At 71.8% G+C, this 26235-nt stretch carries 24 protein-coding genes; 8 read left to right on the forward strand and 16 right to left on the reverse strand.

All coding sequences use genetic code 11. The annotated features are described in order from the left end of the window. Positions 1-206: 206 nt before the first annotated feature. Positions 207-1283, reverse strand: a complete 1077-nt coding sequence (locus VHA72_RS13370) for a DNA polymerase domain-containing protein (RefSeq protein WP_325576009.1) — start codon at positions 1281-1283, stop codon at positions 207-209. 22 nt (positions 1284-1305) lie between these two features. Here VHA72_RS13370 and msrB point away from each other — a divergent pair, with 22 nt between their 5' ends. After that, positions 1306-1707 carry a peptide-methionine (R)-S-oxide reductase MsrB gene (gene msrB, locus VHA72_RS13375; protein WP_325576011.1) on the forward strand — a complete coding sequence of 134 codons (402 nt, stop codon included), beginning with the start codon at positions 1306-1308 and terminating at the stop codon, positions 1705-1707. A 146-nt stretch (positions 1708-1853) separates the two neighbouring features. Beyond that, positions 1854-3122: a uracil-xanthine permease family protein gene (locus VHA72_RS13380; protein ID WP_325576013.1), complete on the forward strand. Its 1269-nt coding sequence runs from the start codon at positions 1854-1856 to the stop codon at positions 3120-3122. Positions 3123-3168: 46 nt separating this feature from the next. On the opposite strand, the gene hemQ is transcribed toward VHA72_RS13380, so the two are convergent. From hemQ to hemE, 3 genes are read right to left on the reverse strand one after another with little or no spacing between them, the layout of a single operon-like run. Continuing rightward, entirely contained in the window at positions 3169-3888 is a 720-nt protein-coding gene (gene hemQ, locus VHA72_RS13385; RefSeq protein ID WP_325576015.1) for a hydrogen peroxide-dependent heme synthase, read from the reverse strand. 33 nt (positions 3889-3921) lie between these two features. Beyond that, positions 3922-5253 (reverse strand): protoporphyrinogen/coproporphyrinogen oxidase, encoded by a 1332-nt coding sequence (locus VHA72_RS13390; RefSeq protein WP_325576017.1) that lies wholly within the window; start codon positions 5251-5253, stop codon positions 3922-3924. Continuing rightward, entirely contained in the window at positions 5253-6332 is a 1080-nt protein-coding gene (hemE, locus tag VHA72_RS13395; RefSeq protein WP_325576019.1) for a uroporphyrinogen decarboxylase, read from the reverse strand. Before hemE ends, VHA72_RS13390 begins: the two co-directional genes overlap by 1 nt. A gap of 32 nt (positions 6333-6364) precedes the next feature. Between hemE and VHA72_RS13400 the strand changes: the two genes are divergently transcribed. Further along, complete coding sequence (locus VHA72_RS13400) at positions 6365-6982, forward strand: DUF3000 domain-containing protein (protein WP_325576021.1); 618 nt, start codon at positions 6365-6367, stop codon at positions 6980-6982. After that, positions 6979-8310 carry an HRDC domain-containing protein gene (locus VHA72_RS13405; RefSeq protein WP_325576023.1) on the forward strand — a complete coding sequence of 444 codons (1332 nt, stop codon included), beginning with the start codon at positions 6979-6981 and terminating at the stop codon, positions 8308-8310. Before VHA72_RS13400 ends, VHA72_RS13405 begins: the two co-directional genes overlap by 4 nt. Here VHA72_RS13405 and VHA72_RS13410 read toward each other — a convergent pair. The 5 genes from VHA72_RS13410 to VHA72_RS13430 form a co-directional block, all read right to left on the reverse strand. After that, entirely contained in the window at positions 8232-9629 is a 1398-nt protein-coding gene (locus tag VHA72_RS13410) for an ABC transporter substrate-binding protein (protein WP_325576025.1), read from the reverse strand. The genes VHA72_RS13405 and VHA72_RS13410 overlap by 79 nt on opposite strands. Before the next feature lie 214 nt (positions 9630-9843). Next, positions 9844-10437, reverse strand: coding sequence for a hypothetical protein (locus VHA72_RS13415; protein WP_325576027.1), 594 nt, complete (start codon positions 10435-10437; stop codon positions 9844-9846). Continuing rightward, positions 10434-14225 carry an ATP-dependent RNA helicase HrpA gene (gene hrpA / locus VHA72_RS13420; RefSeq protein ID WP_325576029.1) on the reverse strand — a complete coding sequence of 1264 codons (3792 nt, stop codon included), beginning with the start codon at positions 14223-14225 and terminating at the stop codon, positions 10434-10436. The genes VHA72_RS13415 and hrpA overlap by 4 nt, the downstream gene beginning before the upstream one ends. A 23-nt stretch (positions 14226-14248) precedes the next feature. Continuing rightward, positions 14249-14662 carry a GNAT family N-acetyltransferase gene (locus VHA72_RS13425; RefSeq protein ID WP_325576031.1) on the reverse strand — a complete coding sequence of 138 codons (414 nt, stop codon included), beginning with the start codon at positions 14660-14662 and terminating at the stop codon, positions 14249-14251. 210 nt (positions 14663-14872) lie between these two features. After that, positions 14873-15469 (reverse strand): TetR/AcrR family transcriptional regulator, encoded by a 597-nt coding sequence (locus VHA72_RS13430; RefSeq protein ID WP_325576032.1) that lies wholly within the window; start codon positions 15467-15469, stop codon positions 14873-14875. A gap of 102 nt (positions 15470-15571) precedes the next feature. On the opposite strand from VHA72_RS13430, the gene VHA72_RS13435 reads away from it, so the two are divergent. Genes VHA72_RS13435 through VHA72_RS13445 form a run of 3 tightly spaced genes read left to right on the forward strand, consistent with a single transcriptional unit; the run spans position 15572 to position 18511 of the window. Further along, positions 15572-17083 (forward strand): flavin-containing monooxygenase, encoded by a 1512-nt coding sequence (locus VHA72_RS13435; protein ID WP_325576034.1) that lies wholly within the window; start codon positions 15572-15574, stop codon positions 17081-17083. Further along, on the forward strand, positions 17080-17913 hold the full coding sequence (locus tag VHA72_RS13440) for an SDR family NAD(P)-dependent oxidoreductase (protein ID WP_325576036.1): 834 nt from the start codon (positions 17080-17082) through the stop codon (positions 17911-17913). The genes VHA72_RS13435 and VHA72_RS13440 overlap by 4 nt, the downstream gene beginning before the upstream one ends. 25 nt (positions 17914-17938) lie before the next feature. Further along, on the forward strand, positions 17939-18511 hold the full coding sequence (locus VHA72_RS13445) for a DUF402 domain-containing protein (protein ID WP_325576038.1): 573 nt from the start codon (positions 17939-17941) through the stop codon (positions 18509-18511). On the opposite strand, the gene VHA72_RS13450 is transcribed toward VHA72_RS13445, so the two are convergent. Together VHA72_RS13450 and VHA72_RS13455 are read right to left on the reverse strand one after the other, a co-directional pair. Continuing rightward, positions 18456-19550, reverse strand: a complete 1095-nt coding sequence (locus VHA72_RS13450) for an FUSC family protein (protein WP_325576039.1) — start codon at positions 19548-19550, stop codon at positions 18456-18458. The two genes, VHA72_RS13445 and VHA72_RS13450, sit on opposite strands and share 56 nt — an antisense overlap. Then, positions 19547-20731 (reverse strand): site-specific DNA-methyltransferase, encoded by a 1185-nt coding sequence (locus tag VHA72_RS13455; protein ID WP_325576041.1) that lies wholly within the window; start codon positions 20729-20731, stop codon positions 19547-19549. Before VHA72_RS13455 ends, VHA72_RS13450 begins: the two co-directional genes overlap by 4 nt. Positions 20732-20910: 179 nt before the next feature. On the opposite strand from VHA72_RS13455, the gene VHA72_RS13460 reads away from it, so the two are divergent. Further along, positions 20911-21495, forward strand: coding sequence for a mismatch-specific DNA-glycosylase (locus VHA72_RS13460; protein WP_325576043.1), 585 nt, complete (start codon positions 20911-20913; stop codon positions 21493-21495). Here the strand turns inward: VHA72_RS13460 and VHA72_RS13465 are convergent. The 5 genes from VHA72_RS13465 to VHA72_RS13485 all read right to left on the reverse strand — a co-directional run bounded on the left by VHA72_RS13465 (position 21479) and on the right by VHA72_RS13485 (position 26230). After that, positions 21479-22123, reverse strand: coding sequence for a class E sortase (locus VHA72_RS13465; protein ID WP_325576045.1), 645 nt, complete (start codon positions 22121-22123; stop codon positions 21479-21481). The two genes, VHA72_RS13460 and VHA72_RS13465, sit on opposite strands and share 17 nt — an antisense overlap. Positions 22124-22130: 7 nt before the next feature. Beyond that, complete coding sequence (locus VHA72_RS13470; RefSeq protein ID WP_325576047.1) at positions 22131-23120, reverse strand: aldo/keto reductase; 990 nt, start codon at positions 23118-23120, stop codon at positions 22131-22133. Positions 23121-23164: 44 nt separating this feature from the next. After that, positions 23165-23845: an SGNH/GDSL hydrolase family protein gene (locus VHA72_RS13475; RefSeq protein WP_325576048.1), complete on the reverse strand. Its 681-nt coding sequence runs from the start codon at positions 23843-23845 to the stop codon at positions 23165-23167. A gap of 44 nt (positions 23846-23889) precedes the next feature. Next, positions 23890-25353, reverse strand: a complete 1464-nt coding sequence (gene hflX / locus VHA72_RS13480) for a GTPase HflX (protein ID WP_325576049.1) — start codon at positions 25351-25353, stop codon at positions 23890-23892. Positions 25354-25453: 100 nt separating this feature from the next. Further along, the gene (locus VHA72_RS13485; protein WP_325576051.1) at positions 25454-26230 is read right to left on the reverse strand and encodes an SDR family oxidoreductase; all 777 of its coding nucleotides are present in this window, start codon (positions 26228-26230) and stop codon (positions 25454-25456) included. Positions 26231-26235 lie beyond the last annotated feature (5 nt).

The raw sequence follows: 26235 nt of genomic DNA on the forward strand, positions 1-26235 counted from the left end.
CTGTAGCGATCGGGTTGTCGGCGTCCGACTATCGTCTCGGCGTCGACCGCATCCGGGGCGCGCGTCGGCGTGGGGAGCTTCGAAGCTGCACCGGAGCCCGGGCTCCCAGGCTCCGCGCGCGGCGGGTCGGGGGACAAGCCGCGCGGACGTGCCCTTCGTGGCGAAGCCCGCTGTGCGGATCGGGGGATCCGCACGGCGGGCCTTTCTCATCCCCCGATCCGGTTGCCGGCCTCGTCCCAGTGCTCGGCGACCTTCTTGCTCGGCTGGACCCGGGGCGGCTCGCCCGGCATCTTCGGATAGTCCGGCGGGAAGTTCAACTCGCCACCGGGCAACTCCTCCCACAGCCGCAGCAGCGGCGTGAGGTCGTGCGCCACGTCGTCGATCGCGGCCCACGGATCGCCGTCGGCCAGCCGATCGGGGACGGTGAAGAGGTTGAGCGTGCGCGGGTCGTCCAGCTCCGCCAGCTCCGCCCAGGTCAGCGGCGTGGAGACCGGCGCGCCCGGCAGCGGCCGCAGGCTGTAGGCGCTGGCGATGGTCCGGTCCCGGTTGTTCTGGTTGAAGTCGACGAAGATCCGGCTGCCCCGCTGCTCCTTCCACCAGGCGGTGGTGACGCCGTCGTCACGGCGCTCCAGCTCGCGACCCAGGCCGATCGCGGCGTGCCGCACGTCCTCGAACCGCCAGTCCGGCCGGATCCGCACGTAGATGTGGATGCCGCGGTTGCCGCTGGTCTTCGGGTAGCCGGTGATGCCCAGCTCCTCGAGCAGCTCGCGCGCCACCGCGGCGACCCGGCGCGCGTCCGCGAACGTCGTCCCGGGCTGGGGATCCAGATCGATGCGCAGCTCGTCGGGATGGTCGACGTCCGCGCGCCGCACCGGCCACGGGTGGAACGTCAGGGTGCCCATCTGCGCGCACCAGACCGGCACCGCGATCTCGGTCGGGCAGATCTCCTCGGCGGTGCGGCCGCTGGGAAACCGCACCTGCACCGTCTCGAGGTAGTCGGGCGCGCCCTTGGGGACGCGCTTTTGGTAGAACGCGTCGGCATCCCGGTCCTGCGGGCCGGTGGCCAGCCGCATCCCCTCGCGTACGCCGGAGGGCCACCTCTCCAGTGCGGTGGGACGCTCACCCAGCGCTCGCATGAGACCCTCGCCCACGCTCGCGACGTACTGCGCGACCATCAGCTTGGTGACCTCGGGCGTGCTCGGCGTGGCCTGGTAGATCACCCGCTCCGGACTGGAGATGCGGACGCTGCGCTCCCCCGCCTGCACCTGCGCTGAAGCCACCATGGCGCCAACGTACTCTGGAGGGGTGGCCAACAACGTGCAGAAGACCGACGCCGAGTGGCGCGAGCAGCTGACCCCCGAGGAGTACCACGTGCTGCGCGAGGCCGGCACGGAACGGGCGTTCACCGGGGAGTACACCGACACCGAGACCAAGGGTGTCTACAAGTGCCGCGCGTGCGGCGCCAAGCTGTTCGAGTCGGACACCAAGTTCCACTCCGGCTGCGGCTGGCCGTCCTTCTACCAGCCGATCACCGACACCGTGAAGTACCTGGAGGACAACTCCTTCGGGATGAAGCGCGTCGAGGTGCGCTGCGCCAACTGCGATTCGCACCTCGGCCACGTGTTCCCCGACGGCTACGGCACGCCGACCGGTGACCGCTACTGCATCAACTCGATCTCGCTGACCCTCGAGCCCGCCGACGACTGAGCCGATCCGCTGAGCCGATCCGCTGAGCCGCGGCGGCCGCGGCGGCCGCGGCGGCTGCGGCGGGCAGCGGCGGCAGCGAGCCCGCTGGCGTCGCGGGCCGCGGCTACGCCATCCTTTGCCCACCGCAAGGCAAAGGAGAAGGCGACGTGCGGCTGACGTGGGATCTGCATGGTGACGGCAAGAGGATCCGCGAGGGCGACATCGTCGCTCCGTGGGAGCGGCTGACCTGGCCGCGGACCATCGGGTTCGGGGCCCAGCACGTGGTCGCCATGTTCGGGGCGACGTTCCTGGTCCCGCTGCTGACCGGCTTCCCGCCGACCACGACGCTGTTCTTCTCCGGCGTCGGCACGCTGATCTTCCTGCTACTCACCCGCAACCGGCTGCCCAGCTACCTGGGCTCCTCGTTCGCGTTCATCGCACCGATCACCGCGGCCACCGGCGACAAGGGCGCCGGGATGGGCGGCGCACTCTTCGGCGTGATCGTCACCGGTGTGCTGCTGGCGGCCGTGGGCGCCATCGTGATCGCCACCGGCACGCGCTGGATCGAGGTGCTGATGCCGCCGGTGGTCACCGGCGCGATCGTGGCGCTGATCGGGCTCAACCTGGCCGGCTCGGCGACCACCAACTTCGCCGCCAAGCCCTGGCTAGCGCTGGTCACGCTGCTGGCGGTGCTGGTCGTGACGGTGGCGTTCCGCGGCCTCACCGCACGGCTGTCGATCCTGATCGGCGTGGTCGTCGGGTACGTCGCCGCCGCGCTGGCCGGCGACATCGACTTCGCCAAGGTCAGGGCCGCCGACTGGTTCGGCCTGCCCGACTTCACCGGCCCGCACGCCACCTGGTCGGTGGTGCCGATGTTCCTGCCGGTCGTGCTGGTCCTCGTCGCCGAGAACGTCGGCCACGTGCGCAGCGTCGCCCACCTCGCCGGCGACCACACTCTGAACCGGGAGACCGGCCGGGCGCTGCTCGCCGACGGCCTGGCCAGCACCCTCGCGGGCCTGGGCGGCGGCTCCGCGACCACGACGTACGGCGAGAACATCGGCGTGATGACCGCGACCCGGGTGTTCTCGACCGCGGCGTACTGGGTGGCCGGACTGGTCGCGATCCTGCTCAGCCTCTGCCCGAAGGTCGGGGCGCTGCTCAACACCATCCCGGCCGGCGTACTGGGCGGCGTGACGGTCGCGCTCTACGGCCTCATCGGCCTGATCGGCATCCGGATCTGGATCGACAACCGGGTCGACTTCTCCCGGCCGGTCAACCAGTTCACCGCCGCGGTCGCGATGGTGATCGGCATCGGAAACCTGACAGTGAAGACCGGTGACCTCACCTTCACCGGCATCGCGCTGGGCACGATCGCCGCCGTGGTCATCTACCACGGCATGCGCGCCCTGGCCCGGATCCGCGGCACCGAGTTGTGAGTCGGATCCTGCAGAGTCCGAGCGGGAGAACGACTCACCACCACCCTCAGGGCAGCTGCTCCAGCAGCTCGGCGACCTCGGTGCGGCGGCCGGTGTAGAACGGCACCTCCTCGCGCACGTGGCGGCGGGTCTCCGAGCCGCGCAGGTGGCGCATCAGGTCGACGATGCGGGACAGGTCGTCGGCCTCGAAGGCGAGGATCCACTCGTAGTCGCCCAGCGCGAACGCCGGCACCGTGTTGGCGCGCACGTCGGGGTACTCGCGCGCCATCTGGCCGTGCTCGGCGAGCAGCGCACGACGCTCGTCGTCGGGCAGCAGGTACCACTCGTAGGAGCGCACGAACGGGTAGACGGCGACGTAGTCGTGTGAGCGCTCGTCGGCCAGGAACGCCGGCAGGTGCGAGCGGTTGAACTCAGCCGGCCGGTGCAGCGCCATCTGGGACCACACCGGGGCCAGCCGGCGCCCGAAGGACGTGCGACGGAAGCGGTGGAACGCGCTCTGCAGCTTGTCCGAGGAGTCGGCGTGCAGCCACAGCATCAGGTCGGCGTCGGCACGCAGCCCGGCCACGTCGTAGAGGCCCCGCAGCACGACGTCCTGCTCCGCGAGATCCGTGAGCAGCTCCTCGACCTCGCGCGCCTCGGCCTTGCGGTCGGCGTCACCGAGCACGTCGGAGAGCTTGAAGACCGACCACATCGTGTAACGGAGGGTGGCGTTGAGCTCGTTGATCTTGGCGGCGTTCGACTTGATGTGGGCTTGCGGATCGGTCATGCCCCTATTGTGCGCCGGTGACCCAGCACACCCTCAGCTGGCCCGGCCCGCCTCGAGCTCGGCCGCGGCACGCTGGGCGGAAGCGATCACGGCCGGGATGCCGACGCCGTCGTACGCCGCACCGCACACCGCCAAGCCGGGCAGCTCGGCGACCGCGGCGCGGATGCGGGCAACCCGCTCCAGATGTCCGACGGCGTACTGCGGCAGCGCGTCGACCCAGCGCTGCACGTGCACGTCCACCGGCGCCGCGTCGATGCCGGCGATCCTGACCAGGTCGGCCAGCGACGCGGCCACCAGCTCGTCGTCGGCGTCGCTCAGCGTCTCGCCGGCACGGCCGAGTGAGGTGCGCAGCACGGCCAGCCCGTCGCCGGCCTCACGGACCCAGTCCCACTTCGCGAAGGAGTACGTCGAGGCCTTGATCGCGGTCGGCTCCACCGGCGGGACGAGCAGCCCCGACCGGGAGCCGTCCAGCGGCAGCGCCGCCCGGGGGAAGGCGAAGGTCACCACGGCGCTGGTCGCGGCCTCGTAGCCGGCCAGCTCGGCCGAGGCCACCGGCGCGATCCCGGCCAGCAGCGGCGCACTCACCCTGGGCTGCGTGGCCAGCACCACCGCGTCGGCGGCCAGCTCCCCGGCCGGGGTCGAGACCACCCAGGCGCCCGCGTCGCGGGCCAGGTCGAGCGCCGGGGTCTCCAGTCGGACGTCCAAGCCCTCGGCGAGCGCGGCGGGGAGCTGCCACATCCCGCCGGCCAGGCCACCGAAGACCGGTGCCGTCGACGTCGGCACGACCGCCGCCTGCGGGGTGAGCGGCCCGCGGGCCAGCATCGTGGGCAGCTGCGGGACGGCGGCCCGGGCGGAGATGCGACGTGCCCGGCCGGCGTACACGCCGCCGAGCAGGGGCTCGACGAGACGGTCGGTGACCTCGTCGCCGAAGCGGGCCGCGACCAGGTCGCCGACCGAGATGTCTCCCTCGACCGGCTCGACCGGCAGCGACGCCTCGGCCCGCACCCGCTCCACGCCGGCGGCCGAGAGCACGCCGGAGGACGCGAGCGCTTCGATGTCCATCGGCACGCCCATGATCGAGCGCGGCATCGGCCGCAGCGCGCCGTAGCTGTAGATCTGCGAGGTGGCGCCGGTGGGGTGCACCACGTCCAGGCCGAGCGAGGCCGCCAGCGCGAGCCCCTCGGGGCGGCGGGCCAGCATCGCCTCGGCGCCGACGTCCACCGTGACGCCGGCGACGGTCGCGGGGCGCAGCTTGCCGCCGACCCGGTCCGACGCCTCGAGCACGACCACGTCGTGGCCGGCGGACGCGAGCGACCGGGCCGCGGTCAAGCCCGCGACACCGGCACCGAGCACGAGGACGCGCATCAGGCCAGCGGGTAGCTGTGGACGAACTCGGTCAGCCGCTGGAGCTGGTCGGGGTCGGTCGAGGGGATCACGCCGTGGCCGAGGTTGAAGATGTGGCCACGGGCGGCCCGACCGGCCTCGATCACCTCGGCGGCCCGGGCGGTCATCACCTCGGTGGGCGCGAAGACCAGGGTCGGGTCGAGGTTGCCCTGGACGGCGCGCTCGCCCACTCGCGGCACTGCCCAGGACAGCGGCGTGCGCCAGTCCACGCCGACCACATCGGCGCCGGCCTCGCCCATCTGGTCGAGCAGCATCGCGCTGTTCACGCCGAAGTGGATCTTGGGCACCGACGTGATCCGGGCCAGCACCTGCGCCGAGTAGGGCATCACGAACGAGCGGTAGTCGTCGGGAGTGACGGCGCCGGCCCACGAGTCGAAGAGCTGGACGGCGGAGGCACCGGCCGCGACCTGCACCTCGAGGAACGCCGCGGAGATGCCGGCGACCTTGCTCATCAGCGCTCGCCAGATCTCGGGCGCGCCGAACATCAGCGCCTTGGTCCTCGCATAGTCCTTCGACGGGCCGCCCTCGACCAGGTACGACGCCACCGTGAACGGCGCCCCGGCGAAGCCGATCAGCGGCGTGCCGCCCAGCTCGGCGGTCAGCGCGCGGACGGCCGCGGTGATGAACGGCACCTGGTCGGGGGTCAGGTCGGGGATCGCGGCCACGTCGGCCAGCGTCCGGACCGGCTGCGCCACCACCGGGCCCACGCCCGGCTTGATGTCCAGGTCGACGCCGACCGCCTTGAGCGGCAGCACGATGTCGGAGTAGAAGATGGCCGCGTCGACGCCGTAGCGCCGCACCGGCTGGAGGGTGATCTCGGTGATCAGCTCGGGGTTCATGCAGGAGTCGAGCATCGGGATGCCCTCGCGCACCTTCAGGTACTCCGGCAGTGCGCGCCCGGCCTGGCGCATGTACCAGACCGGCGTGTGCTGCGGCCGCTCGCCGCGCGCGGCCTTGAGGAGGGCGGAGTCGGCCAGGCGGGGATCGGGAGCGAGCGTCACGGCTACGATCGTCGCACTCCACGCGGCGTGTTCGCACATCCGTGCGAGCCATGGCGACCTAGGGTGATGCCATGGTCGCACGGCAGGAGACACAGCCGGGGTCGGGCACGCCCGACGTGTTCCGGGCCGCCGTCGCCACCATGAACGCCGCGACCCTGCGCCCGGAGGTCTTCTGCGAGGAGATGCCGGCGCCGCAGCGGATCGCGCCGTACGCCGCCGCCCTCTCCGCCGATGTCACGGTCGAGGAGACCGACCTCGGCACCGGTCGGCTGATCCTGCTGCACGACCCGGCCGGCAACGACGCCTGGGCCGGCGGTACGTTCCGCTGTGTGCTCTACGCCCGCGCCGAGGTCGAGGTCGATCTGATCAGCGACCCCATGCTGGGCGAGGTCGGCTGGTCCTGGCTGACCGAGGCGCTGCAGGCCCACGACGCGGCGTACGTCGCCGCCTCCGGCACCGTCACCCGGGTCGCGACCGAGAGCTTCGGCGGGATGGCCGACGAGGCCGGCACCGCCCAGGTCGAGATCCGCGCCTCCTGGACGCCCGTCGCCGGCGAGAGCGGGTACGTCGACGTCCGCCCGCACGTGGAGGCGTGGGGCGAGTTGCTGTGCACCGCCGTCGGCCTGCCGCCCGTGCCCGACGGCGTCGCGGTGATGCCGAGCCGGCGCGGGCAGCGAGGACCTGCGTGACCGATAGCACCACGCCGGGCAGCGCCGCCGAGGACACCGAGAACGCCCAGGCGCCGCTGCTCACCCTGCGGGAGGGCCTGCCCCCGGTGACCGACACCGACGAGGGGCTGCAGGCCGCGGCGGCCGCGATCGCGGCCGGGACGGGGCCGGTCGGCATCGACGCCGAGCGCGCCTCCGGCTACCGCTACTCCAACCGCGCCTACCTGATCCAGCTGCGCCGCGAGGGCGCCGGCAGCTGGCTGATCGACCCGATCGGACTGACCACGCTGCAGCCGCTGGCCGAGGCGCTGGAGGGCACCGAGTGGATCCTGCACGCGGCCACCCAGGACCTGCCCTGCCTGGCCGAGGTGGGGCTGCGCCCGTCCGCACTGTTCGACACCGAGCTGGCCGGCCGGCTGCTCGGCTACCCCCGCGTCGGCCTGGCCACGCTGGTGGAGACGGTGCTCGGCTTCCACATGAAGAAGGAGCATTCCGCCGCCGACTGGTCGACCCGGCCGCTGCCGGAGGCCTGGCTGGAGTACGCCGCGCTCGACGTCGAGGTGCTCGTCGAGCTGCGCGCCGTGCTCGCCGCCGAGCTGGAGGCGGCCGGCAAGGCGGAGTGGGCGCGCCAGGAGTTCGACTACCTGCGCGGCTTCGAGCCCACACCGCGGGTGGAGGCGTGGCGGCGTACCTCCGGCATGCATCGCATCCGTGGCCGGCGCGAGCTGGCGGCGGTGCGCGAGCTGTGGGAGACCCGCGACGAGATCGCCCGACAGCGTGACGTGACACCAGGCAGGATCATTCCCGACTCGGCGATCGTGGCAGCCGCGGCCGCGATGCCCAGCGACCGGGACGCGCTGATGGCCACCAAGGGCTTCCACGGCCGCGGGGCCGAGCGCTACGCCTCCCGCTGGGTGGCCGCCCTACGCCGGGTCGCCGAGATGGACGAGTCCCGGCTTCCGGTGCGCACTCCGCGCGGCGACGGTCCGCCGGTGCCGCGGGCCTGGGCGGAGCGGGATCCGATCGCCGCCCGGCGGCTGGCGCTCGCGCGCGACGCCGTGCAGCGCCTCGCCGGGGAGCACAACCTGCCGGTGGAGAACCTGCTCACCCCCGACTTCCTGCGCCGGGTGATGTGGACGCCCCCGGCCACCCGCGATCCGGGCACCCTGCTGGACCAGGTCATCGCCCAGCTCGCGTCGTACGGCGCCCGCGGGTGGCAGATCGCGCTCACCGCGCCGCTGTTGACCGACGCGGTGCTGGCGGCCGAGGCTCAGCCGGCCGGCGTCGAGGCTGACGTGGTCGCCGATGTGGTGGCCGACGGCGAGGACGAGGACGACGGCAGCGCCTGAGCCAGGATCGGCTGGCTGGCGGCGTCGATCGAGGCGCTGATCCCGGCCACGTCGGCGCCCGGGGCGAGCAGCTGAGTGAGCAGGCCGCCGACGGCGCCGTCGAGGGAGTCGGCGACGTCAGAGGAGACCGGCAGGATGTGCATCTGCCGGATGCTGTTGACGAAGACCTTCGCGTGCGCCGGCTGGAGGTCGGGCTGCAGGAAGTCGTCGGAGAGCGCCACCTCGTTGTTGACCGGCACGATCGAGCCGGCGTGGGCGACGATGGCCTCGGCGTCGTCGGAGACCAGGTAGGCGAGCAGGTCGGCGGCGGCCTGGGGCGTCTTGGTGGTGCGGCTCAGGCACAGCCCGGTGTAGTCGCCGACGGTGGTGGTGCCGTTGACCGAGGGCAGCGAGATGACGTCCCAGTGCAGGCCCGGCTGCTCGCGCAGCTCGGGCACGATCGAGCGGTCGCCGACCATCATCGCCAGCTTGCCGCGCTCGAACCACTGTAGCGGCGTGTGCTTCTTCAGCTGCTGGGCGCTCAGCGTGGCACCGGGTGTGGTGACCGCCGGCAGCAGCTCCTCCAGCGCCTTCTGGCTGCTGGGGTCGGAGAAGGCGAGCGAGGTCGGCGTGGTCTCGTCGTCGAAGACCTTGCCCTGGCCGGAGTAGATGTACGGCGCCAGGCCCTCCAGCGTCGGCGGCAGGTAGAACCCGCGGATCCGCGGCCCGGCGGCGCTGGCGTACTGCACCGCGGCGGCGAAGGTGTTCACCGTCCACTTGCCGCTGTCCAGGCTGTTCGGGGTGGCAACGCCGGCGGCCTTCATCGCGTCGAAGTCGACCAGGTCGGTGTTGTAGTAGACGACGTCCGGGTCGGCCGCGTACGGCATGCACTGCAGGTGCCGGTCGGCGGAGAACGCCTCCAGCGCCTCACGGGAGTACTCGTCGCCCAGGTCGACGTTGCGGGCCGCCAACGCCTCGTCCACCGGGGCGATGGTCTTGTCCTGCTCCAGCTCGGCGAGGTCCTCCCGGCCGGCGAGGAAGACGTCGGGCGTGGGGCTGCCCGAGGCCAGGTCCTTCATCATCGCCGCAGCGGTGGGCCAGGTCTGCACGCTGATGGTGACGTCGGTGTGCTGGGCGTCGTAGGTCGAGACCGCCTGCTGGTACGCCGCCAATTCGGCCGGCGACCCGAACACCCCCAGCCTCAACTGGGTGGGACCGGCCGCGGCGGTGTGACTGGGCCGCGTCTTGTGGTGCTTGGTGGCCGCGGCGTGGCCGCCGCAGCCGCTGAGTGCCGCGCCAGCGACGACGGTGAGGGCGATCGCGGAGGCCACCTTGCTCATCGACCTCACTCGCGCGCCTCCGTCATCTCGCCTGGTCTCGAACTGCCGCCTCACTCTAGCGGCCGGCATCTGAGGAGACCCTGAGAGGGAAGACTCCGAAGAAAGGGAGCACGCCGGACCGGGAGCGCCTCACGGCGCGTGGCCGCTCGCAGCGGCTAATTTTGGGACCCGGGGCTGCCGCGGCCCGACGTACTCGTTGTCTATTTTAACGCCCTCACCCCAACCGGTGGGCCAGTTCCGCGTGACCGGCGGTCTCCAGTTGCTCGGCGAGGGTCAGGGTGTGCCGCACCTCGGCGGGATCGTGCTCCAGCGCCGCCCGACCGGTGGCGACGACGCGGGCGAAGGCGGCCGCCCGCAGGAGTACGTCGGCGAAGTCGCTGCCGGCGATGCCGCGCAGCACCTCGTCGACCATCGTCTGGAGCTCCTCCGGGCCCGGCGGCTCGGCCACCCCGGCGACCACGCGGGCGACCTGCGCCCGGGTCCGGCCGGCGTCGAACTGCCGCGCCACCTCGACCGGATCGGCGTACACCCAGCTGCGCAGCAGGTAGAGCCGCCACAGGCACCCCGCGAGCGTGTCGGCCGGGCTGCCGGCCCAGACCTCGGCGATCGCCTCGATGCCCTCGGTGTCGGCCAGGTGCAGCAGTCGCTCGGCGACCTGGGGGTCGCCCGTCTCGCGTGCGCCCCGCACCAGCAGGGTGGCGGCCCGGTCGGCGGCCTCCCGCACCTCGATCGGGTCCACTCCCCCGGCCACCGATTCCAGGAACCGGTCGCCCGGCGTCATCGGCCGGTGATGCTTCCGTTCGGTCATCCCAACACCTTACGGATCCGAGCATCAGAGACGGGCTGAGCGGTGCCCAGCTGCTGGGCCCAGAGCTGGACGCGGTACTCCTCGAGCATCCAGCGCGCCCGGCGCAGCCGCTCGCCCGGCGGTCGACCGGGCGGCAGCGCGGCGAGCTGGTGCAGGTAGTGCTCCTGCAGCTCGGCGATCCGGCCCTGGAGCTCCCGGTCGGCGACCAGGGCGGCGTCGAGCCGCTCGCGGCGCAGCACGATCGCGCGCAGGTACGTCGGATAACGGCGCAGCTGCGCCGGCCCGGCGTCGTGGATGAAGCCGGGCGCCATCAGTCGGGCGAGCTGGTCCCTCATGTCGGTCAACGCCGGCAGCTGGTACATGTCGGCGCGACCGGACAACGCCTTGTCTGCCTCCCGCCAGGCCGCCAGAGCGCGCAGCGCGTCCCCGAGCACGGCGGCGGTGGCCGCGCGCTGCTCCTCGGGCGTGCCGAGCGCCTGTCGCAGCGCCTCGAAGCCCGCCGCGGTGAGCACCCGCGGCCGGGCGTCGACGGCCTGCTGCACCACGGCGGCGCGGCAGTCCTCGACCAGCGCGGCGGTGGTGGGGTACGGCGTCGAGGCCAGCGCCAGCCGGTCGGTCATCGACAGCGCCTCGATCACCTGCTTGGTCGGGTCCGGGGTGGTCAACAGCACCAGCCGGGCGACACCGAGCCGGTGTCGCGCCTCGGCCTCCTCCGGACTGCCGCAGACGACGACGCCCGCGCTGGCGCCCTCGTCGTCCAGCGCGGGGTAGACGGTGACCTCGTGGCCGGCCCGCTTCTCGGTGACCGTCGCCGGCAGATCGCCGATGTCCCACGACGCGAGCCCGGTGCGGGCCAGCCCGGCGTCGTATGCGACCTCGGCGATCGCCTGCCGGAACTCCCCCGCCAGCGGCGCCTTCAGCGCTGCCAGGTCCTTGCCACGGGCCCGCTCGCGGCCGTCCTCGTCGACGACGCGGTACGTCGGGCGCAGGTGCTCGGGCACCTTCGACCAGTCCCAGGCCTCGCGCGGGACGTGCAGCCCGGCCGTGGCGCGCGCCCAGCGCTCGAGCGCGTCGAGCAGCGGCTCCTCGCCCGGTGGCGTCTCGGCGAGGAACTGCCGGGCCCGGTCTGGGGCCGGCACCAGTGCGGTGCGCAGCTGCTTGGGCAGGCTGCGGATGAGCGCGGTGACCAGCTCCTCGCGCAGGCCCGGGACGTTCCAGGAGAAGTCCTCGTCGCCGACCCGGTTGAGCGTGGCGACGGGTACGTCGATGGTCAGGCCGTCCTCGGCGGCGCCCGGCTCGAAGTGGTAGCCGATCTCGAATGTGAGCGGGCCACTCTCCCACTGTGTCGGGAACTCCTGCTCCGACACCTCCACGTCCCGGGTGAGCATGTCGAGGCTGAACGTCAGCTGCTGCTTGTCGCGCTGCTGCTTCCACCAGCGGTCGAAGTGCTGCCCGCTGACCACGTCGGCGGGGATGCGGGCGTCGTAGAAGTCGAACAGGGTGTGCTCGTCGACCACGATGTCGCGCCGCCGGGCGCGGTGTTCGAGCTCCTGGGCCTCCTCCAGCAGCCGGGCGTTGTCGCGCAGGAACCGGTGATGCGTCTGCCACTCCCCGTAGACCAGCGCGTGCCTGATGAACAGCTCGCGGGCCAGCTCGGGATCGATCCGGCCGTAGTTGACGGGGCGATCGGCCGCCAGGGGTACGCCGTAGAGTGTGACGCGCTCGCGCGCCATCACGGCCGCCCGCTTGCGGGACCAGTGCGGCTCGGAGTAGGTCCGCTTGACCAGGTCGCCGGCGAGCCGCTCGGCCCACTCGGGCTTGATGGCGGCGTTCTGGCGGGCCCACAGCCGGCCGGTCTCGACCAGCTCGCCGGCCATCACGAACGGCGGGTTGCGCCGGTGCAGGGCGCTGCCGGGGAAGATCGCGAACCGGGTGTTGCGCGCGCCGAGGTACTCCCGCGGCCCCGACCGCCGGGCCTTGTCACCGGCCTTGTCACGGGTTCGCTCCTCCAGCAGGCCGATGTGGGAGAGCAGACCCGAGAGCAGCGCCTGGTGGATGCCGTCCTCGTCGGGGCTGTCCGCGGGGCGGCCGACCTGGATCCTCATCTCCTTGCAGACCTGGCGCAGCTGGGACTCGAACTCCTGCCACTCCCGCACCCGCAGGTAGTTGAGGAACTCGCGTCGGCACATCCGCCGGAACGCGCTGGAGGACAGCTCGCGCTGCTGCTCCTTGAGGTAGCGCCACAGGTTGAGCCAGGTCAGGAAGTCACTGGCCTCGTGCTTGAACCGGGCGTGCAGCTGGTCGGCCTGCGCCTGCTCCTTGGGGTGATCGGCGCCGGGCCTCTCGCGCGGGTCCTGCAGGCTCAGCGCGGCCGCGATCACGATCACCTCGCGCACGCAGCCGAGCCGCTCGGCCTCCAGGATCATCCGGCCCAGTCGCGGGTCGATCGGCAGCCGGGCCAGCCGCCGACCGAGCCTCGTGAGTCGGGGATTTCGCCCCGTTGATTCCGGCCTTCTGTCCCTTTCATTCGGGGATCCGAGCGCGCCGAGCTCCTCCAGCAGCTGCACGCCGGCGGTCACGTTGCGGCTCTCCGGCGGCTCCACGAAGGGGAACCGGGCGATCTCACCCAGGCCCAGCGAGGCCATCTGGAGAATGACGCTGGCCAGGTTGGTGCGCAGGATCTCCGGTTCGGTGAACTCCGGCCGGCCCGCGAAGTCCTCCTCGTCGTAGAGCCGGATCGCGATGCCCGCCTCGACGCGCCCGCAGCGGCCGGAGCGCTGGTTGGCCGACGCCTGCGAGATCGGTTCGATGGGCAGGCGCTGCACCTTCGTGCGGCTGGAGTAGCGGCTGATCCGGGCCAGCCCGGTGTCGACGACGTACCTGATGCCGGGCACCGTCAGCGAGGTCTCGGCGACGTTGGTGGCGAGGACGACGCGGCGACCGGTGTGCGGCTGGAAGACGCGGTGTTGCTCGGCTGCGGAGAGCCGGCTGTAGAGCGGGACGATCTCGGTGCGGGGCAGGTCGCCGAGCGCGTCGGCGGTGTCGCGGATCTCCCGCTCGCCGGGCAGGAAGACCAGGATGTCGCCGGGCCCCTCGGCGCACAGCTCCTTGACCGCGTCGACGACGCCCTCGGTCTGGTCCCGGACGACCGGTTCGCCCTCGTCGTCCGCCTCGGGCAGCTCCAGGAGCGGTCGATAGCGGATCTCCACCGGGAAGGTGCGACCGGAGACCTCGATGACGGGAGCGCCGACCCCGCCGCTCGCGAAGTGCTCGGAGAAGCGCTGGGTGTCGATGGTCGCCGAGGTGACGATCACCTTCAGGTCGGGCCGGCGCGGCAGCAGCCGCTTGAGGTAGCCGAGCAGGAAGTCGATGTTGAGGCTGCGCTCGTGCGCCTCGTCGATGATGATCGTGTCGTAGCGGCGCAGGTCGCGGTCGCGCTGCAGCTCGGCGAGCAGGATGCCGTCGGTCATCAGCTTGATCCGTGACGCCGCCGAGGTCCGGTCGGTGAAGCGCACCTGGTAGCCGACCAGGTCGCCCAGCTCGGTGTCCAGCTCCTCGGCGATGCGCTCGGCGACCGACCGGGCCGCGATCCGGCGCGGCTGGGTGTGCCCGATCATCGACCGGCCCAGCTCCAGGCAGATCTTGGGCAGCTGGGTGGTCTTCCCCGAACCGGTCTCGCCGGCCACGATCACCACCTGGTGGTCGCGGATGGCGGCGGCGATGTCCTCACGCCGCTCGCTGACCGGCAGATGCGGTGGGTAGTTGATCTCCAGGGGTTGCTCGGTCATCGCGCCCCCATTCTCCCCGACGCTCACAGGTGCTTGCGGAAGTGGACGTCGGCCTCGCCCTCGCGCGGCACGCCGTCCCACCGGAACAGCTCTCGATAGCCATGTCGCTCGTAGAAGCCGGGCGCCTGGAACGTGAACGACGTGACGAAGACGCGATCGGCGCCGCGCGCCTTGGCCTCCGACTCGAACGCTGTGAGCAGTCGCGACCCCACGCCCGTCCGGCGCACGTCCTCGCGTACCCAGGTCATGCCGATGCCGGCCGCGATGCCCCACGTCCAGCCGCTGACGCCGGCCGCGAGCCCGCGGTCATCGACCAGCTTGACGGTCAGCTCCCGCGCGCCGGCGACCCCGGCCGTACGCAGGGCGTTGACCGCGTCGAGCGCGTCGGACAGCTGCCCGTCGAGGTCCGGGTCGCCCTCACCGACGATGAGTTCCATCGCTGCAGCCTGTCAGTGCCGCGGCCGGGACGCGAGCGATTTCCCGGCGCCCCCGCCCGATCGCCCGCTCCCAAAGTGTCACCGTGATATTTCGCGGCGAGGGTGACACATGCGAAGTGTCACTCCAGGCCCAAAGTGTCACGGTGACACTTTGGAGTCGGGGGTACGGCGGGTGCAGCGGGCTGCGGCGCGGGCGGGCGGGCGGGCGGGTCAGCCGACCGTGGCCGCCGCCGGCGAGGCGACCAGCGCGGGCAGCGAGTTGCCGAGCAGGTCGAGCAGCTGCTCGCGAGTGACCCCGGCGGGATCGGCCATCCAGGAGAGCACCAGCTCCTCGGCCATCGCCGCCCAGCCCTTGACCAGCAGCCGTACGACGGGGGTGTCGGGCAGCATGCCGGCGTCGTCGGACTCGAAGATCCGGTCGGTCAGCGCGGCGCGGGCCTCGTCGTACACCTCGCGCAGGACCGGATCCCCGGCCGCGCCCCTGACCAGTGACAGGTAGCCCTCGTAGTTCGCCTCGACATAGGCCAGGTACGCCGCCATCGAGTGCAGCAGGCGCTGCTGCGGGTCGCCGCTGGGCGGCGGGGCGGTCTGGGCGACCAGGTCGGCGGCCGCGCGGCGGACGACCGCCTCGCGGAAGCCGAGCTTGTCGCCGAAGTAGTGGTAGAGCAGCCCGCGCGAGATGCCCGCCTCCTGGGCGAGCACGTCGACGGAGAGCTCGTCGAGCGAACGGCGCGCGAAGAGCCGGACGCCGAGGTCGAGCAGCTGCTCGCGCCGTTCGGCGGGTGAGAGCCGGATCCGCGAAGCCATGCCAACAGTCTATTGACATTCGTTCAACAAGCAACCTACGGTCTATTGACGTTCGTTCAATAGACCGCCTACGGTGGGAACGCAGCCAGGAAAGGAAGAGCCATGGCCAAGGAGATCGAGGTCGACCACCTCATCGTGGGTGCGGGCTTCGGCGGCGTGTGCGCCGCGATCAAGCTCGACGAGGACGGCGAGCGTGACTTCGTCGTGATCGAGCGCGGCAACGACGTCGGCGGCACCTGGCGCGACAACACCTACCCGGGTGCCGCGTGCGACGTGCCCAGCCAGCTCTACAGCTACTCGTTCGCCCCCAACCCGGACTGGTCGATGAGCTTCTCCCCCCAGCCGGAGATCCTCGACTACATCCGCCGCGTCGCCGAGGAGTACGGCGTGCGGGACCGGATCGTGCTCAACACCACGATGGACGCCGCCCGCTGGGACGACGAGCGGCAGCGCTGGCTGGTCTCCACCAGCAGCGGCCGGCGCACGACGACGTACGCCGCCAAGACGTTCATCGTCGGACCCGGTCCGCTCTCGGAGCCCAAGCTCCCCGACATCGACGGCATCGAGGACTTCCAGGGCGAGATCTTCCACTCCGCCCGGTGGAACCACGACGTGGACCTGACCGGCAAGCGGGTGGCGGTGATCGGCACCGGCGCGAGCGCGATCCAGATCGTGCCCGAGGTGCAGAAGGTCGCCAGCCACCTCGACGTCTACCAGCGCACCGCGCCGTGGGTGATCCCCCGCAACGAGCACCGCTACAGCAGCCTGGAGAAGCTCGCCTTCCGGCACGTGCCCGGGTTGCAGCGGGCTGCCCGGACGGCGATCTACTGGGGTCGCGAGCTCTACGTGCCGGCGTTCACCAAGAACCCGAAGCTGGCGCTGCCGGCCAAGATGATGGCGCTGCAGAACATCCGCAAGGGCATCAAGGATCCCCAGCTGCGCGCCAAGGTCACCCCGACCTACGAGATCGGCTGCAAGCGCATCCTGATCTCCAACCGCTACTACCCCGCGCTCGACGCGGACAACACCGAGCTGGTCACCGACAAGATCGCCAAGGTCACCGGCTCCTCGATCGTCACCACCGACGGCACCGAGCGCGAGATCGACGTGCTGATCGTGGCCACCGGCTTCTACACCACCGACATCCCGGTGGCCCACCACGTGATCGGGCGGACCGGGCGGTCGATGGCGGACCGGTTCGCCCAGACCGGCGCGGCGGCGTACAAGGGCACCACAGTCCCGGAGTTCCCCAACCTGTTCTTCGTGATCGGCCCCAACACCGGGCTGGGCCACAGCTCGATGGTGTTCATCATCGAGTCGCAGGTGCAGTACATCCGCGACGCCATCCGCACCATGCGCCACCACCGCTACGCCACCGTCGAGCCGCGCGAGGACGCCTTCGAGGCGTGGAACGCCGACCTCCAAGAGCGGATGAAGCCGACCGTGTGGTCCTCGGGCGGCTGCGCCTCCTGGTACCTCGACGAGCAGGGCCGCAACACCACCCTCTGGCCGCGCACGACGTTCGTCTTCCGCGGCCTGCTGCACACCTTCGACGTCGCCAAGTACGTCGTCACCGGCGCCTCCGAGCGCCTGCACGAGGAAGTGAACGCATGAAGAAGTTCGACAACAAGGTCGTCGTCATCACCGGTGCCGGCTCCGGGATCGGCCGCGCGCTGGCGCTGGACTTCGCCGGCCGCGGCGCCAGGCTGGCGCTCTCCGACATCAACGAGGCCGGCCTGGCCGAGACCGTCGACGCGGTCAAGCACCGGGGCGCGGAGGTCAAGGCCGACCGGCTCGATGTCGCCGACCGGGCAGCCTTCGAGGCGTACGCCGCGGACGTGCTGAGCCACTACGGCGGCGTCAACGTGGTGATCAACAACGCCGGCGTCGCGCTCGCCGGCGACCTGGTCGACCTGGAGTGGGACGACATCGACTGGATCATCGGGATCAACTTCTGGGGCGTGGTGCACGGCACCAAGTTCTTCCTGCCCGCGCTGATCGAGTCCGGTGACGCTCACCTGGTCAACATCTCCTCCCTCTTCGGGCTGGTCTCGATGCCGGGGCAGTCGATGTACAACGCCGCCAAGTACGCCGTGCGCGGCATGACCGAGGCGCTGCGCGAGGAGATGCTGATCGGGCGGACCGGCGTGGGCGTCACCGCCGTCCACCCCGGCGGCATCAAGACCGCGATCGCGCGCTCGGCCCGCACCTCGGCCAAGGAGGACCAGGCCGCCACCGCGAAGTTCTTCGACGAGAAGCTGGCCAAGACCACGCCGGAGAAGGCCGCCGAGGTGATCATCCGCGGCATCCAGAAGAGGCAGGCCCGAGTGCTGATCGGGCTCGACGCCCACGCGGTGCACAACTTCGGCAAGTTCACCGGCTCGCGCTACCAGGACCTGATCGCCCTCGGCGCCAAGTACGTGATGCCGCCGAAGTCGCACTGAGTCCGATCTGCGGTAGACAGGTCTCATGCTCTTCGAGGCCGGCCACCCCATCCACATCCGCATGACCAAGTGGGGAGGCCGGCCTCATTGGCGCTACGACGGCGTCTATCTGGGCACCGACGAGCACGGCGACTGGCTCGGCTTCCCGGTGGGCACGCGCTACCAGCGCCCCGGCCGTGACTTCGTCGCCGACTTCGCCTGCGTGAGCCTGGCTCCGCACCACGACGCCGCCCACTTCGCCGGCTTCTACGACGCCGGTCATGACACCGCGGTGTACGTCGACATGACCACGCCGCCGGTCTGGGACGGCGACGTGCTGACCATGGTCGACCTGGACCTGGACGTCATCCTGCTCCGCGACCAGCGCGGGCTGGTCCTCGACGACCAGGACGAGTTCGAGCAGCACCAGGTCGAGCTCGGCTATCCGCCCGAGATCATCTCGCTGGCCGAGGACTCCGCCGACCGGGTCTGGGCCGCGGTCGCCGCCGGCGAGCCGCCGTACGACGGGACCGCGGAGCGCTGGCTGGCCACGCTCGACGCGATCAGCGCGGGGGCGGTGGGAGCGAGTCCGTCGCCTCCAGCTGCTCCATCCCGGTGAGCACCAGCAGGTCCACCACCACCGAGCGGATCTGCACCAGGATCACCTCCGCGGTCATCATCTCCGAGCGCTCCACGGCGCCGGAGGCCTCCCCGACCGCCAGCAGCGCCTCGCGGGCGTCGGCGGCCAGTCGGCCCGCGCGCAGCTCGGCGGCCACCTGCTCGGTGGCGTCAGCGAGGTCGAAGGCCAAGGTCGCGTACGACGCCGGCACCGGCCGGCTGCGATGGGCGGCGACCGCGACCTGACGCACCAGCACCCGGGTGGAGCGCAGGGCACGGTCCAGCGGCTCGACCAGCTCGACCATGCGGCGCACCGACGCCTTGTGCTTGACCCGGAACGGCGAGGACGCCACCACCGCCATGCCCTCGTCGGCGGCGGCCTGCAGCTCACGGATGAGGCTGTCGGTGGCGCGGGCATCGGCGAGGATCGCGTAGCCGCGATCGCCCTCACCCTCGAGCATCACCGCACCCGCGGCGCGCAGCAGCTCGGCGATCCGGATGACCACGCGCGCGGCCTGCTCCCGGGGCCGGCGCAACGGCGCCGCCGGCACCACCGTGGCCGCCACCAGCGCGACGGCGCCGCCGACCAGCGCCTCGGTCCAGCGGGTCCAGATGCCGTTGTTCCCGGGCAGCATCGCGGTGACGAAGATCGACTGCACCGCCGCCTGGTTCTGGAAGATCACGCCGGCGTCGAGCAGGATCGCGACGCTGAACGCCAGCGCCACGATCAGCGCGAGCTGCCACGGCCCCTGCCCGATCCAGGCCACCAGCAGGTCACCGACCAGGACGCCCAGCGACACCCCGAGCGAGACCTCGGCCACGCGCCGCAGCCGCTGGCCGTAGGACGTGCCGAGCGAGGCGACCGCCGCGATCGGCGCGAAGACCGGCGTCGGGTGCCCGAGCACGTGCCGGGCGATGAACCACGCCACCGCCGCCGCGACCGCGCACTGCACGATCTGCCAGCGCTTGGTGCGCCAGCGGGCCAGCCGCGTCCGCAGCGACGTACGGCCGCGGTGCAGCAGCAGCTCGCGCTCGATCACCGCTCCTCCAGCCCGCCACCGACCGCCTCGGCCACGGCGCGTAGCCGGGCCCGGGTGATGTCGGCGACGGTGGCCAGGCCCACACGGTGGGCGTTCGAGCCGGGTCGGGTGGGCTCGGCGTGGTTCACCGAGACACAGGTACGACGACCCCCGTCCGCGGCGTTCTGCAGCGCGACCGCGTGGCCCGTGGTCCCGGACCCGGCGAAGAAGTCGAGCACCCGCGCATCGGTGGGCATGGTCTGCAGGATGCGGCGCAGCAGCCCGGTCGGCTTCGGCGACTCGAAGACGTGGCCGACCAGCGCCTTGAGCTCGGCGACGGCGACGTCGGTGGAGCCGACCTCGGCGGCGGTCCACACGGTGCGCAGCTTCTTGCGCCGCACGGTCCCGGTCGCCCCGCCGACGACGTCGAGCCAATCGCGCTGGAAGACGTCGACCCGCTCCCCCAGCCGCCCAGTGAGCCGCCGGCAGACCAGGTCGTCGCTGCGCTCGGCCACCAGCGGCGCGCTCCAGCGCCACACCGCCGGCGAGCCGTCGCCGAAGACCGGCTTGATCTCCACCGCACCGGGGAACGGCTCGACCCGCACCTCACCGGACTCGGGCGAGCCCCACAGCGGATAGTGCAGCGTGGGCGCGGTGATTGGGTTGAACTTCTTGTTGGTGTTGCGCAACGGCAGCCGCCGGTAGCGCCGGCCGTCGTCGGCCACCAGCGGGAAGTCGCGCTCGTCCACCAGCTCCGGCGAGGAGGCGTCCAGCACACAGGCCCGCGCGTCGCGGGCGTAGACCAGCAGATACTCGTGCGAGGTGGCGAAGCCGCGCCCCAGCTGGCGCCCCTTGGCGTTGAGGCTGACCACGACCTGGGCCAGGAAGTTGGCCTCGCCGTACACCTCGTCCATCAGCAGCCGCAGGTGCGCGGCCTCGTTGTCGTCGATGGAGACGTAGATCGCCGCGCCCCGGCTCATCACCGCACGCGCCGCCTCCAGCCGTGGCCGCATCATCGCCACCCACGCCTCGTGTCGCCCCGCCCGCCGGCCGTCCGGGCCGCGCACGTCGTCGTGGTAGGCGAACGCGCTGCCGGTGTTGTACGGCGGGTCGATGTAGACCAGGTCGAAGGTCTCACCCGCGGCGGCGAGCGCGTGCAGCACCGTGAGGTTGTCGCCCTCGATGAAGGTGTTCCACGGCACGCGCAAACCCTATCCACGTCGAGAGGTCACCTTTGGCCGGTCGAGAGGTCACCTTTGGCGGGTCGAGTGTCCGCCGTGCCGCCGGAAGTAACCGCCCGAAGTGACCACTCAACGCGCCGAAAGTGACCCCTCGAGGGGCAGAAAGTGACCTCTCGGCGGGAGGGTGAAATGCTCGGGGTGTGGCGCGATTCACCAGAGAAGAGCTCGAGACGTTCTACGGCGCCGCGGTGCCGGACCTGCTGCCGGGGCCCGGACAGGAGCTGAGGCTGCTGTTCGTCGGGATCAACCCCGGGCTGTGGACCGCCGCGACGAGCACCCACTTCGCCCACCCGGTCAACCGGTTCTACCCCGCGCTGTTCCAGGCCGGGATCATCGACCGCCCGATCAGCCCTGCCGACGGCATGACCGAGGCCGACCGTGAGCACCTGCGCGAGCGCGGCATCGGGATCACCAACCTGGTGCACCGCGCCACCGCCCGCGCCTCCGAGCTGGGCGCCGAGGAGCTGCGCGAAGGCAGCAAGGCCCTCACCGACCTCGTGCTGCGGCTGCGGCCGCGGGTGGTCGCGATGGCCGGGATCACGGCGTACCGGACCGCATTCGGGCTGCCCAAGGCCACCGTCGGCCGTCAGCCGACCATGCTGGGCGAGTCGGAGCTGTGGGTGGTGCCCAACCCGAGCGGCCTCAACGCCCACGAGACGGTGGCCTCGCTGGCGGCCGCCTATGCGGAGGCGGCGCGCGCGGCGGGCGTCATCGGGGCGCGCTAGCCACCAGTACGCCGAAGGCCACCATCCGGTTGTCGGTGTGGAACAGCTCGCTGCACGTGGTCAGCGTGATCAGCCGCTGCCCCGGCTGTTGCGCGGGCTCGATCCCGCCGGTCGGATTGCGCGGCAGCGGCGTGGTCACCCAGGTCGCCGTCATCGGCACCACCAGCGCGGATCCGGCGTTGGTCAGCCGGTAGGTGTAGGTCCGCGTGCGGGTCTGCACGATCACCTCGTCACCCGACCGCAGATCGGGCATCCGGCGCAGCGGCTCCCCGTGGGTGATCCGGTGGGCGGCCAGCGCGTAGTTGCCGACCTGGCCGGGACCCGCGGTGCCGGTGAAGTGGCCGTAGCCGGTCGCCAGCACCGCGGCGGAGGTGCCCTCGAGCACCGGCACGGCGTAGGAGGAGCCGAAGCGTGGGATCCGGACGATGGCGTCCGCCTCGCCCCACGACGTACGCACGGAGCCGTGTCCGCCGCGCCAGCCCTGCTCCAGCCGGCTGAGCGCCTGCTCCCGGTGCCGGTGGCTGACCCAGGTGGTGCCGTAGAACTCCCAGGCCACCCAGCCGAGCATGGCCAGGCCGGCCAGGATCAGGCCGAACCCGGTCCAGGTGAGGATCCGCCGCGCCCGCACCGGCGTGCTACCAACGCGGATGGATCGAGGCGCGCAGGTGGGTGTCGTAGATCCGGGTGATGCCCTCGAGCAACTCGGCCGAGAGCGCCGGCACCAGCCCGGCCGCGGCGTTGGACCGGGCCTGGTCCACGTTGCGAGCACCGGGGATCACGGTGGTGACGCCGGGCTGTTGCGCGCACCACGCGATGGCCACCTGCGCGGGCGTCGCGCCCTCGGGGCCGTGCGCCCGAACCAGCTCGGCGAACTCCTTCGCCGCCGCCACGCCGGTCTCGTAGTCGACCCCGGAGAACGTCTCACCCACGTCGAACGCCTCGCCGTGCCGGTTGTAGCTGCGGTGGTCGTTGTGCGCGAACACGGTGTCGCGGTCGTAGCGACCCGAGAGCAGCCCACTGGCCAGCGGCACGCGCACGATGATGCCCACGCCCGCCCGCGCCGCGGCGGGCAGCACCTGGTCCAGCGGCTTGAGCCGGAACGCATTGAGGATGATCTGCACCGTGGCGGCGCCGTGGCGGATGGCGGAGAGCGCCTGGTCGCAGGTCTCGACGGAGACGCCGTACGCCGCGATGGCCTCGGCCTCGACCAGCGTGCGTAGCGCGTCGTAGGTGACCTCGTCGTCGATGGTTGCCGACGGCGGGCAGTGCAGCTGCACCAGGTCGAGGGTGTCGACGCCGAGGTTGCGCCGGGACCGATCGGTCCAGGCCCGGAAGCTGTCCAGGGTGTAGTTCTCCGGGATCTGCTCGACGCGGCGACCCATCTTGGTGGCGACCGTGACCGACGCCCCGGTGGAGCGCAGGAAGTCGCCGATGAGCTGCTCGCTGCGCCCGTCGCCGTACACGTCGGCGGTGTCGAAGAACGTGACGCCGGCCTCGACGCTCGCCTCCAGGACGGCGCGGGCGTCGGACTCGCTGACCTCGCCCCAGTCGGCGCCGAGCTGCCAGGTGCCGAGCCCGACGATCGAGACGTCCTTGCCGGTGGTTCCGAGGGTGCGCTGCTCCATGGCCCCATCTTGTCCGATCGAGCGCCCGGGGAGCGAGCCAGGTGTCAGGCCTGGGTCTGAATCCAGTGCGCGACCGCCTCGCCGAAGATGCCGGCGCCGTCGGCGGTGGGGTGCAGCCGGTCGCCCTGGTAGGGCAGCTCGATGCCGAGCGTCGACATGTACGGCACCCGGGCGGCGGCGCACAGCCGCGCCAGCAGCGCGTCGACCGGGTACACGCTGTCGCCACGCTTCGGGGCCGCGGTGGGCCCGATGACGACCACCCGGTGGCCGTGCAGCACGCTCATCAGTCGGTGGAACCCGCTCACCACGTCGGCGGGCGGCTGGTCGGTGTCGTTGAGGCCGCCCTCGACCACCACCAGCGAGGCACCGCCGCGCAACGCCTCGGGGGCGCGGTCGGCGTACGACTCGTGGCGGCAGTGGGTCGCGCCCTCGCTGAAGCCGGAGCCGGAGAACGCGGCGACGTGCACCCGCCCGGGCAGGTACGACGGGAACGACCGGCCGATGTTCCACAGCCCGAAGCCGGCCGCCCACGAGTCGCCGATCACCAGCGTGCGCGGGCCGTGGCCGGTCACGATCGAGGCGCGCGCCACCGAGGCCGCCTGGGTGCGGGCGCACGACGACTCGGCCGCGCTGGCGCCGTCGTGCAGCAGCACCACCACGACGCCCAGGGTGGCGAGCACGGACGCCACCGAGGCCGCCAGCACGAGCCGGATCCTTCTGGTCACCGGACCATGATCCGGCCGATACCGACGAGGCGCAGCAGATTCACCTAAACGTTGTACGACGACAGCTCCGCGGCCAGGTCCTCGTTGGCGCGGCCGGTGATCTCGGTGCCCTCGCCGGTGTGCTCCAGGTGGTCGATCTCGCCGTGCTGGTGCACCCGGTTGACCAGGTCGCCACGCTCGTAGGGCAGCAGCACGTGGAACGGCACGCCCGGCCGCGGCAGGTCGGCCTCGACCGCCGCCAGTGCCGCCGCGATGCCCTCGCCGGTGCGCGCGGAGACGGCAACGCTGTGCGGCTCCTCGCGCAGCAGCCGCTGGACCACCAGCGGGTCGGCGGCGTCGATCTTGTTGACCACCACCAGCTCCGGCACGTCGGCGGCGCCGATCTCGGCGAAGACCTCGCGCACCGCTGACAACTGCCCCTCCGGGTCCGGGTGGGAGCCGTCGACCACGTGCAGGATCAGGTCGGCGTCGGCGACCTCCTCCAGGGTCGACCGGAACGCCTCGACCAATTGGTGCGGCAGGTGCCGGACGAACCCGACGGTGTCACTCATGGTGTAGACCCGGCCGTCGGCGGTGGTGGTACGCCGGGTGGTGGGGTCCAGCGTGGCGAACAGCGCATCCTCCACCAGCACGCCGGCGTCGGTGAGCCGGTTGAGCAGGCTGGACTTGCCGGCGTTGGTGTAGCCGGCGATCGCGACCGCGGGGATCTGGTTGCGCCGTCGAGTGGCCCGCTTGGTGTCGCGGGTCGACTTCATCTCGCGCAGTTCCCGGTTGAGCTTGGCGATCTTGGTGTTGATCCGGCGCCGGTCGGTCTCGATCTTGGTCTCACCGGGCCCGCGGCCACCGATGCCGGCGCCGCCGGCGACCCGGCCACCGGCCTGGCGCGACAGGTTGCCGCCCCAACCGCGCAGGCGCTGTTTCATGTAGTTGAGCTGGGCGAGCTCGACCTGGGCCTGACCCTCCTTGGACTTCGCGTGTTGGGCGAAGATGTCGAGGATCAGGGCGGTCCGGTCGACCACCTTGACCTGGAGGCGGTCCTCGAGGTTGCGCAGCTGGCTGGGCGCGAGCTCACCGTCGCAGATCACCGTGTCCGCGCCGGTGGCCCGGACGATCTCGCCGATCGCCTCGACCTTGCCACGGCCGACGTACGTCGCCGGGTCGGGCGACTGCCGGCGCTGGTAGATCGCCTCCAGCACCTCCGAGCCGGCCGTCTCGGCGAGCAGCGCGAGCTCGGCGAGGCTGTTCTCGGCGTCCTCGATGCTGCCGTCGGTCCACACCCCGACCAGGACGACCCGCTCCAGTCGCAGTTGGCGATACTCGACCTCGGTGATGTCCTCGAGCTCGGTGCGCAGGCTGGCCACCCGGCGCAGGGCGTGCCGCTCGGCGAGCTCCATCGCGCCGGCGCTGGGCTCGTCCTCGGTGTCGTCGGCGAGGTCGTCGGCGAGGTCGTCCCAGTCGACGGTCTCCTCGAGCTCGGTCTCCAGGCTGAAGTCATGTGCGTTCGTCATACGCCTTCAAGGGTACGGCGGCGCGCCAGCGGTTATCGCACCCTCATGCGTCCCGGCCGCTGGTGCGGCCGGGACGCGTGACATCGCGGGGGTCAGCGACTCACTTGGGTGGCATCCGGATGCCGCCGTCGACGCGGATGGTCTCGGCGTTCATGTAGTCGTTGGTGATCAGCTCCAGCACCATCGAGGCCAGCTCGTCGGGCACGCCGAGGCGCTTGGGGAAGAGCACGTTCTTGCCCAGGTTGGCCTTGAACTCCTCCGGGTTCGGCACGAACTCGTAGATCGGGGTGTCGATCAGGCCCGGCGCGACCGTGTTGACCCGGATGCCGGCCGCGGACAGGTCGCGGGCCAGCGGCAGGGTGAGCCCGACGATGCCGCCCTTGGAGGCGCTGTACGCCGCCTGGCCGATCTGGCCGTCGAAGGCAGCCACGCTGGCCAGGTTGACGATCGCGCCACGCTGGCCGTTCGCGTCCGGCTCGTTGCGGCTCATCACCGTCGCGGCCTGGCGGACCACGTCGAAGGTGCCGATCAGGTTGATCTCGATGACCTTGCGGAAGGCGTCGATCGGGAACGCCGACTCGATCTGACCGTCGCGGCCGATGGTGCGCACCGCCGAGCCGATGCCGGCGGAGTTCACGCACGCCTTCAGCGGTGCGATCTGCGCGGCCTGCTCCACCGCGGCGGTGATCTGGTCGGTCTTGGTCACGTCCACCTGCGCGAAGACGCCCTTGACCTCCTCGGCCAGGGCCTCGCCCTTGTCGGCCTGCAGGTCGGCGATGATCACCGTCGCGCCGCGGTCGGCGAGCTGGCGCACGCAGGCCGCGCCGATGCCGCTGGCGCCACCGGTGACGATGGCGGTGCTGTTGGTCAGATCCATGCGCC

The organism is Nocardioides sp., from assembly GCF_035547795.1.
In the GTDB taxonomy this organism is placed as follows: domain Bacteria; phylum Actinomycetota; class Actinomycetes; order Propionibacteriales; family Nocardioidaceae; genus Nocardioides.

Excerpts from the sequence above, each read along its gene's own strand:
- hrpA (WP_325576029.1), bottom strand. The coding sequence starts at position 14,225 with ATGACCGAGCAACCCCTGGAGATCAACTACCCACCGCATCTGCCGGTC.
- VHA72_RS13400 (WP_325576021.1), top strand. The coding sequence starts at position 6,365 with ATGGTCGCACGGCAGGAGACACAGCCGGGGTCGGGCACGCCCGACGTG.
- VHA72_RS13435 (WP_325576034.1), top strand. The coding sequence starts at position 15,572 with ATGGCCAAGGAGATCGAGGTCGACCACCTCATCGTGGGTGCGGGCTTC.
- VHA72_RS13485 (WP_325576051.1), bottom strand. The coding sequence starts at position 26,230 with ATGGATCTGACCAACAGCACCGCCATCGTCACCGGTGGCGCCAGCGGC.
- VHA72_RS13440 (WP_325576036.1), top strand. The coding sequence starts at position 17,080 with ATGAAGAAGTTCGACAACAAGGTCGTCGTCATCACCGGTGCCGGCTCC.
- VHA72_RS13390 (WP_325576017.1), bottom strand. The coding sequence starts at position 5,253 with ATGCGCGTCCTCGTGCTCGGTGCCGGTGTCGCGGGCTTGACCGCGGCC.
- VHA72_RS13410 (WP_325576025.1), bottom strand. The coding sequence starts at position 9,629 with ATGAGCAAGGTGGCCTCCGCGATCGCCCTCACCGTCGTCGCTGGCGCG.
- VHA72_RS13370 (WP_325576009.1), bottom strand. The coding sequence starts at position 1,283 with ATGGTGGCTTCAGCGCAGGTGCAGGCGGGGGAGCGCAGCGTCCGCATC.
- hemE (WP_325576019.1), bottom strand. The coding sequence starts at position 6,332 with ATGTGCGAACACGCCGCGTGGAGTGCGACGATCGTAGCCGTGACGCTC.
- VHA72_RS13430 (WP_325576032.1), bottom strand. The coding sequence starts at position 15,469 with ATGGCTTCGCGGATCCGGCTCTCACCCGCCGAACGGCGCGAGCAGCTG.
- VHA72_RS13425 (WP_325576031.1), bottom strand. The coding sequence starts at position 14,662 with ATGGAACTCATCGTCGGTGAGGGCGACCCGGACCTCGACGGGCAGCTG.
- VHA72_RS13470 (WP_325576047.1), bottom strand. The coding sequence starts at position 23,120 with ATGGAGCAGCGCACCCTCGGAACCACCGGCAAGGACGTCTCGATCGTC.
- VHA72_RS13445 (WP_325576038.1), top strand. The coding sequence starts at position 17,939 with ATGCTCTTCGAGGCCGGCCACCCCATCCACATCCGCATGACCAAGTGG.
- hflX (WP_325576049.1), bottom strand. The coding sequence starts at position 25,353 with ATGACGAACGCACATGACTTCAGCCTGGAGACCGAGCTCGAGGAGACC.
- VHA72_RS13415 (WP_325576027.1), bottom strand. The coding sequence starts at position 10,437 with ATGACCGAACGGAAGCATCACCGGCCGATGACGCCGGGCGACCGGTTC.
- hemQ (WP_325576015.1), bottom strand. The coding sequence starts at position 3,888 with ATGACCGATCCGCAAGCCCACATCAAGTCGAACGCCGCCAAGATCAAC.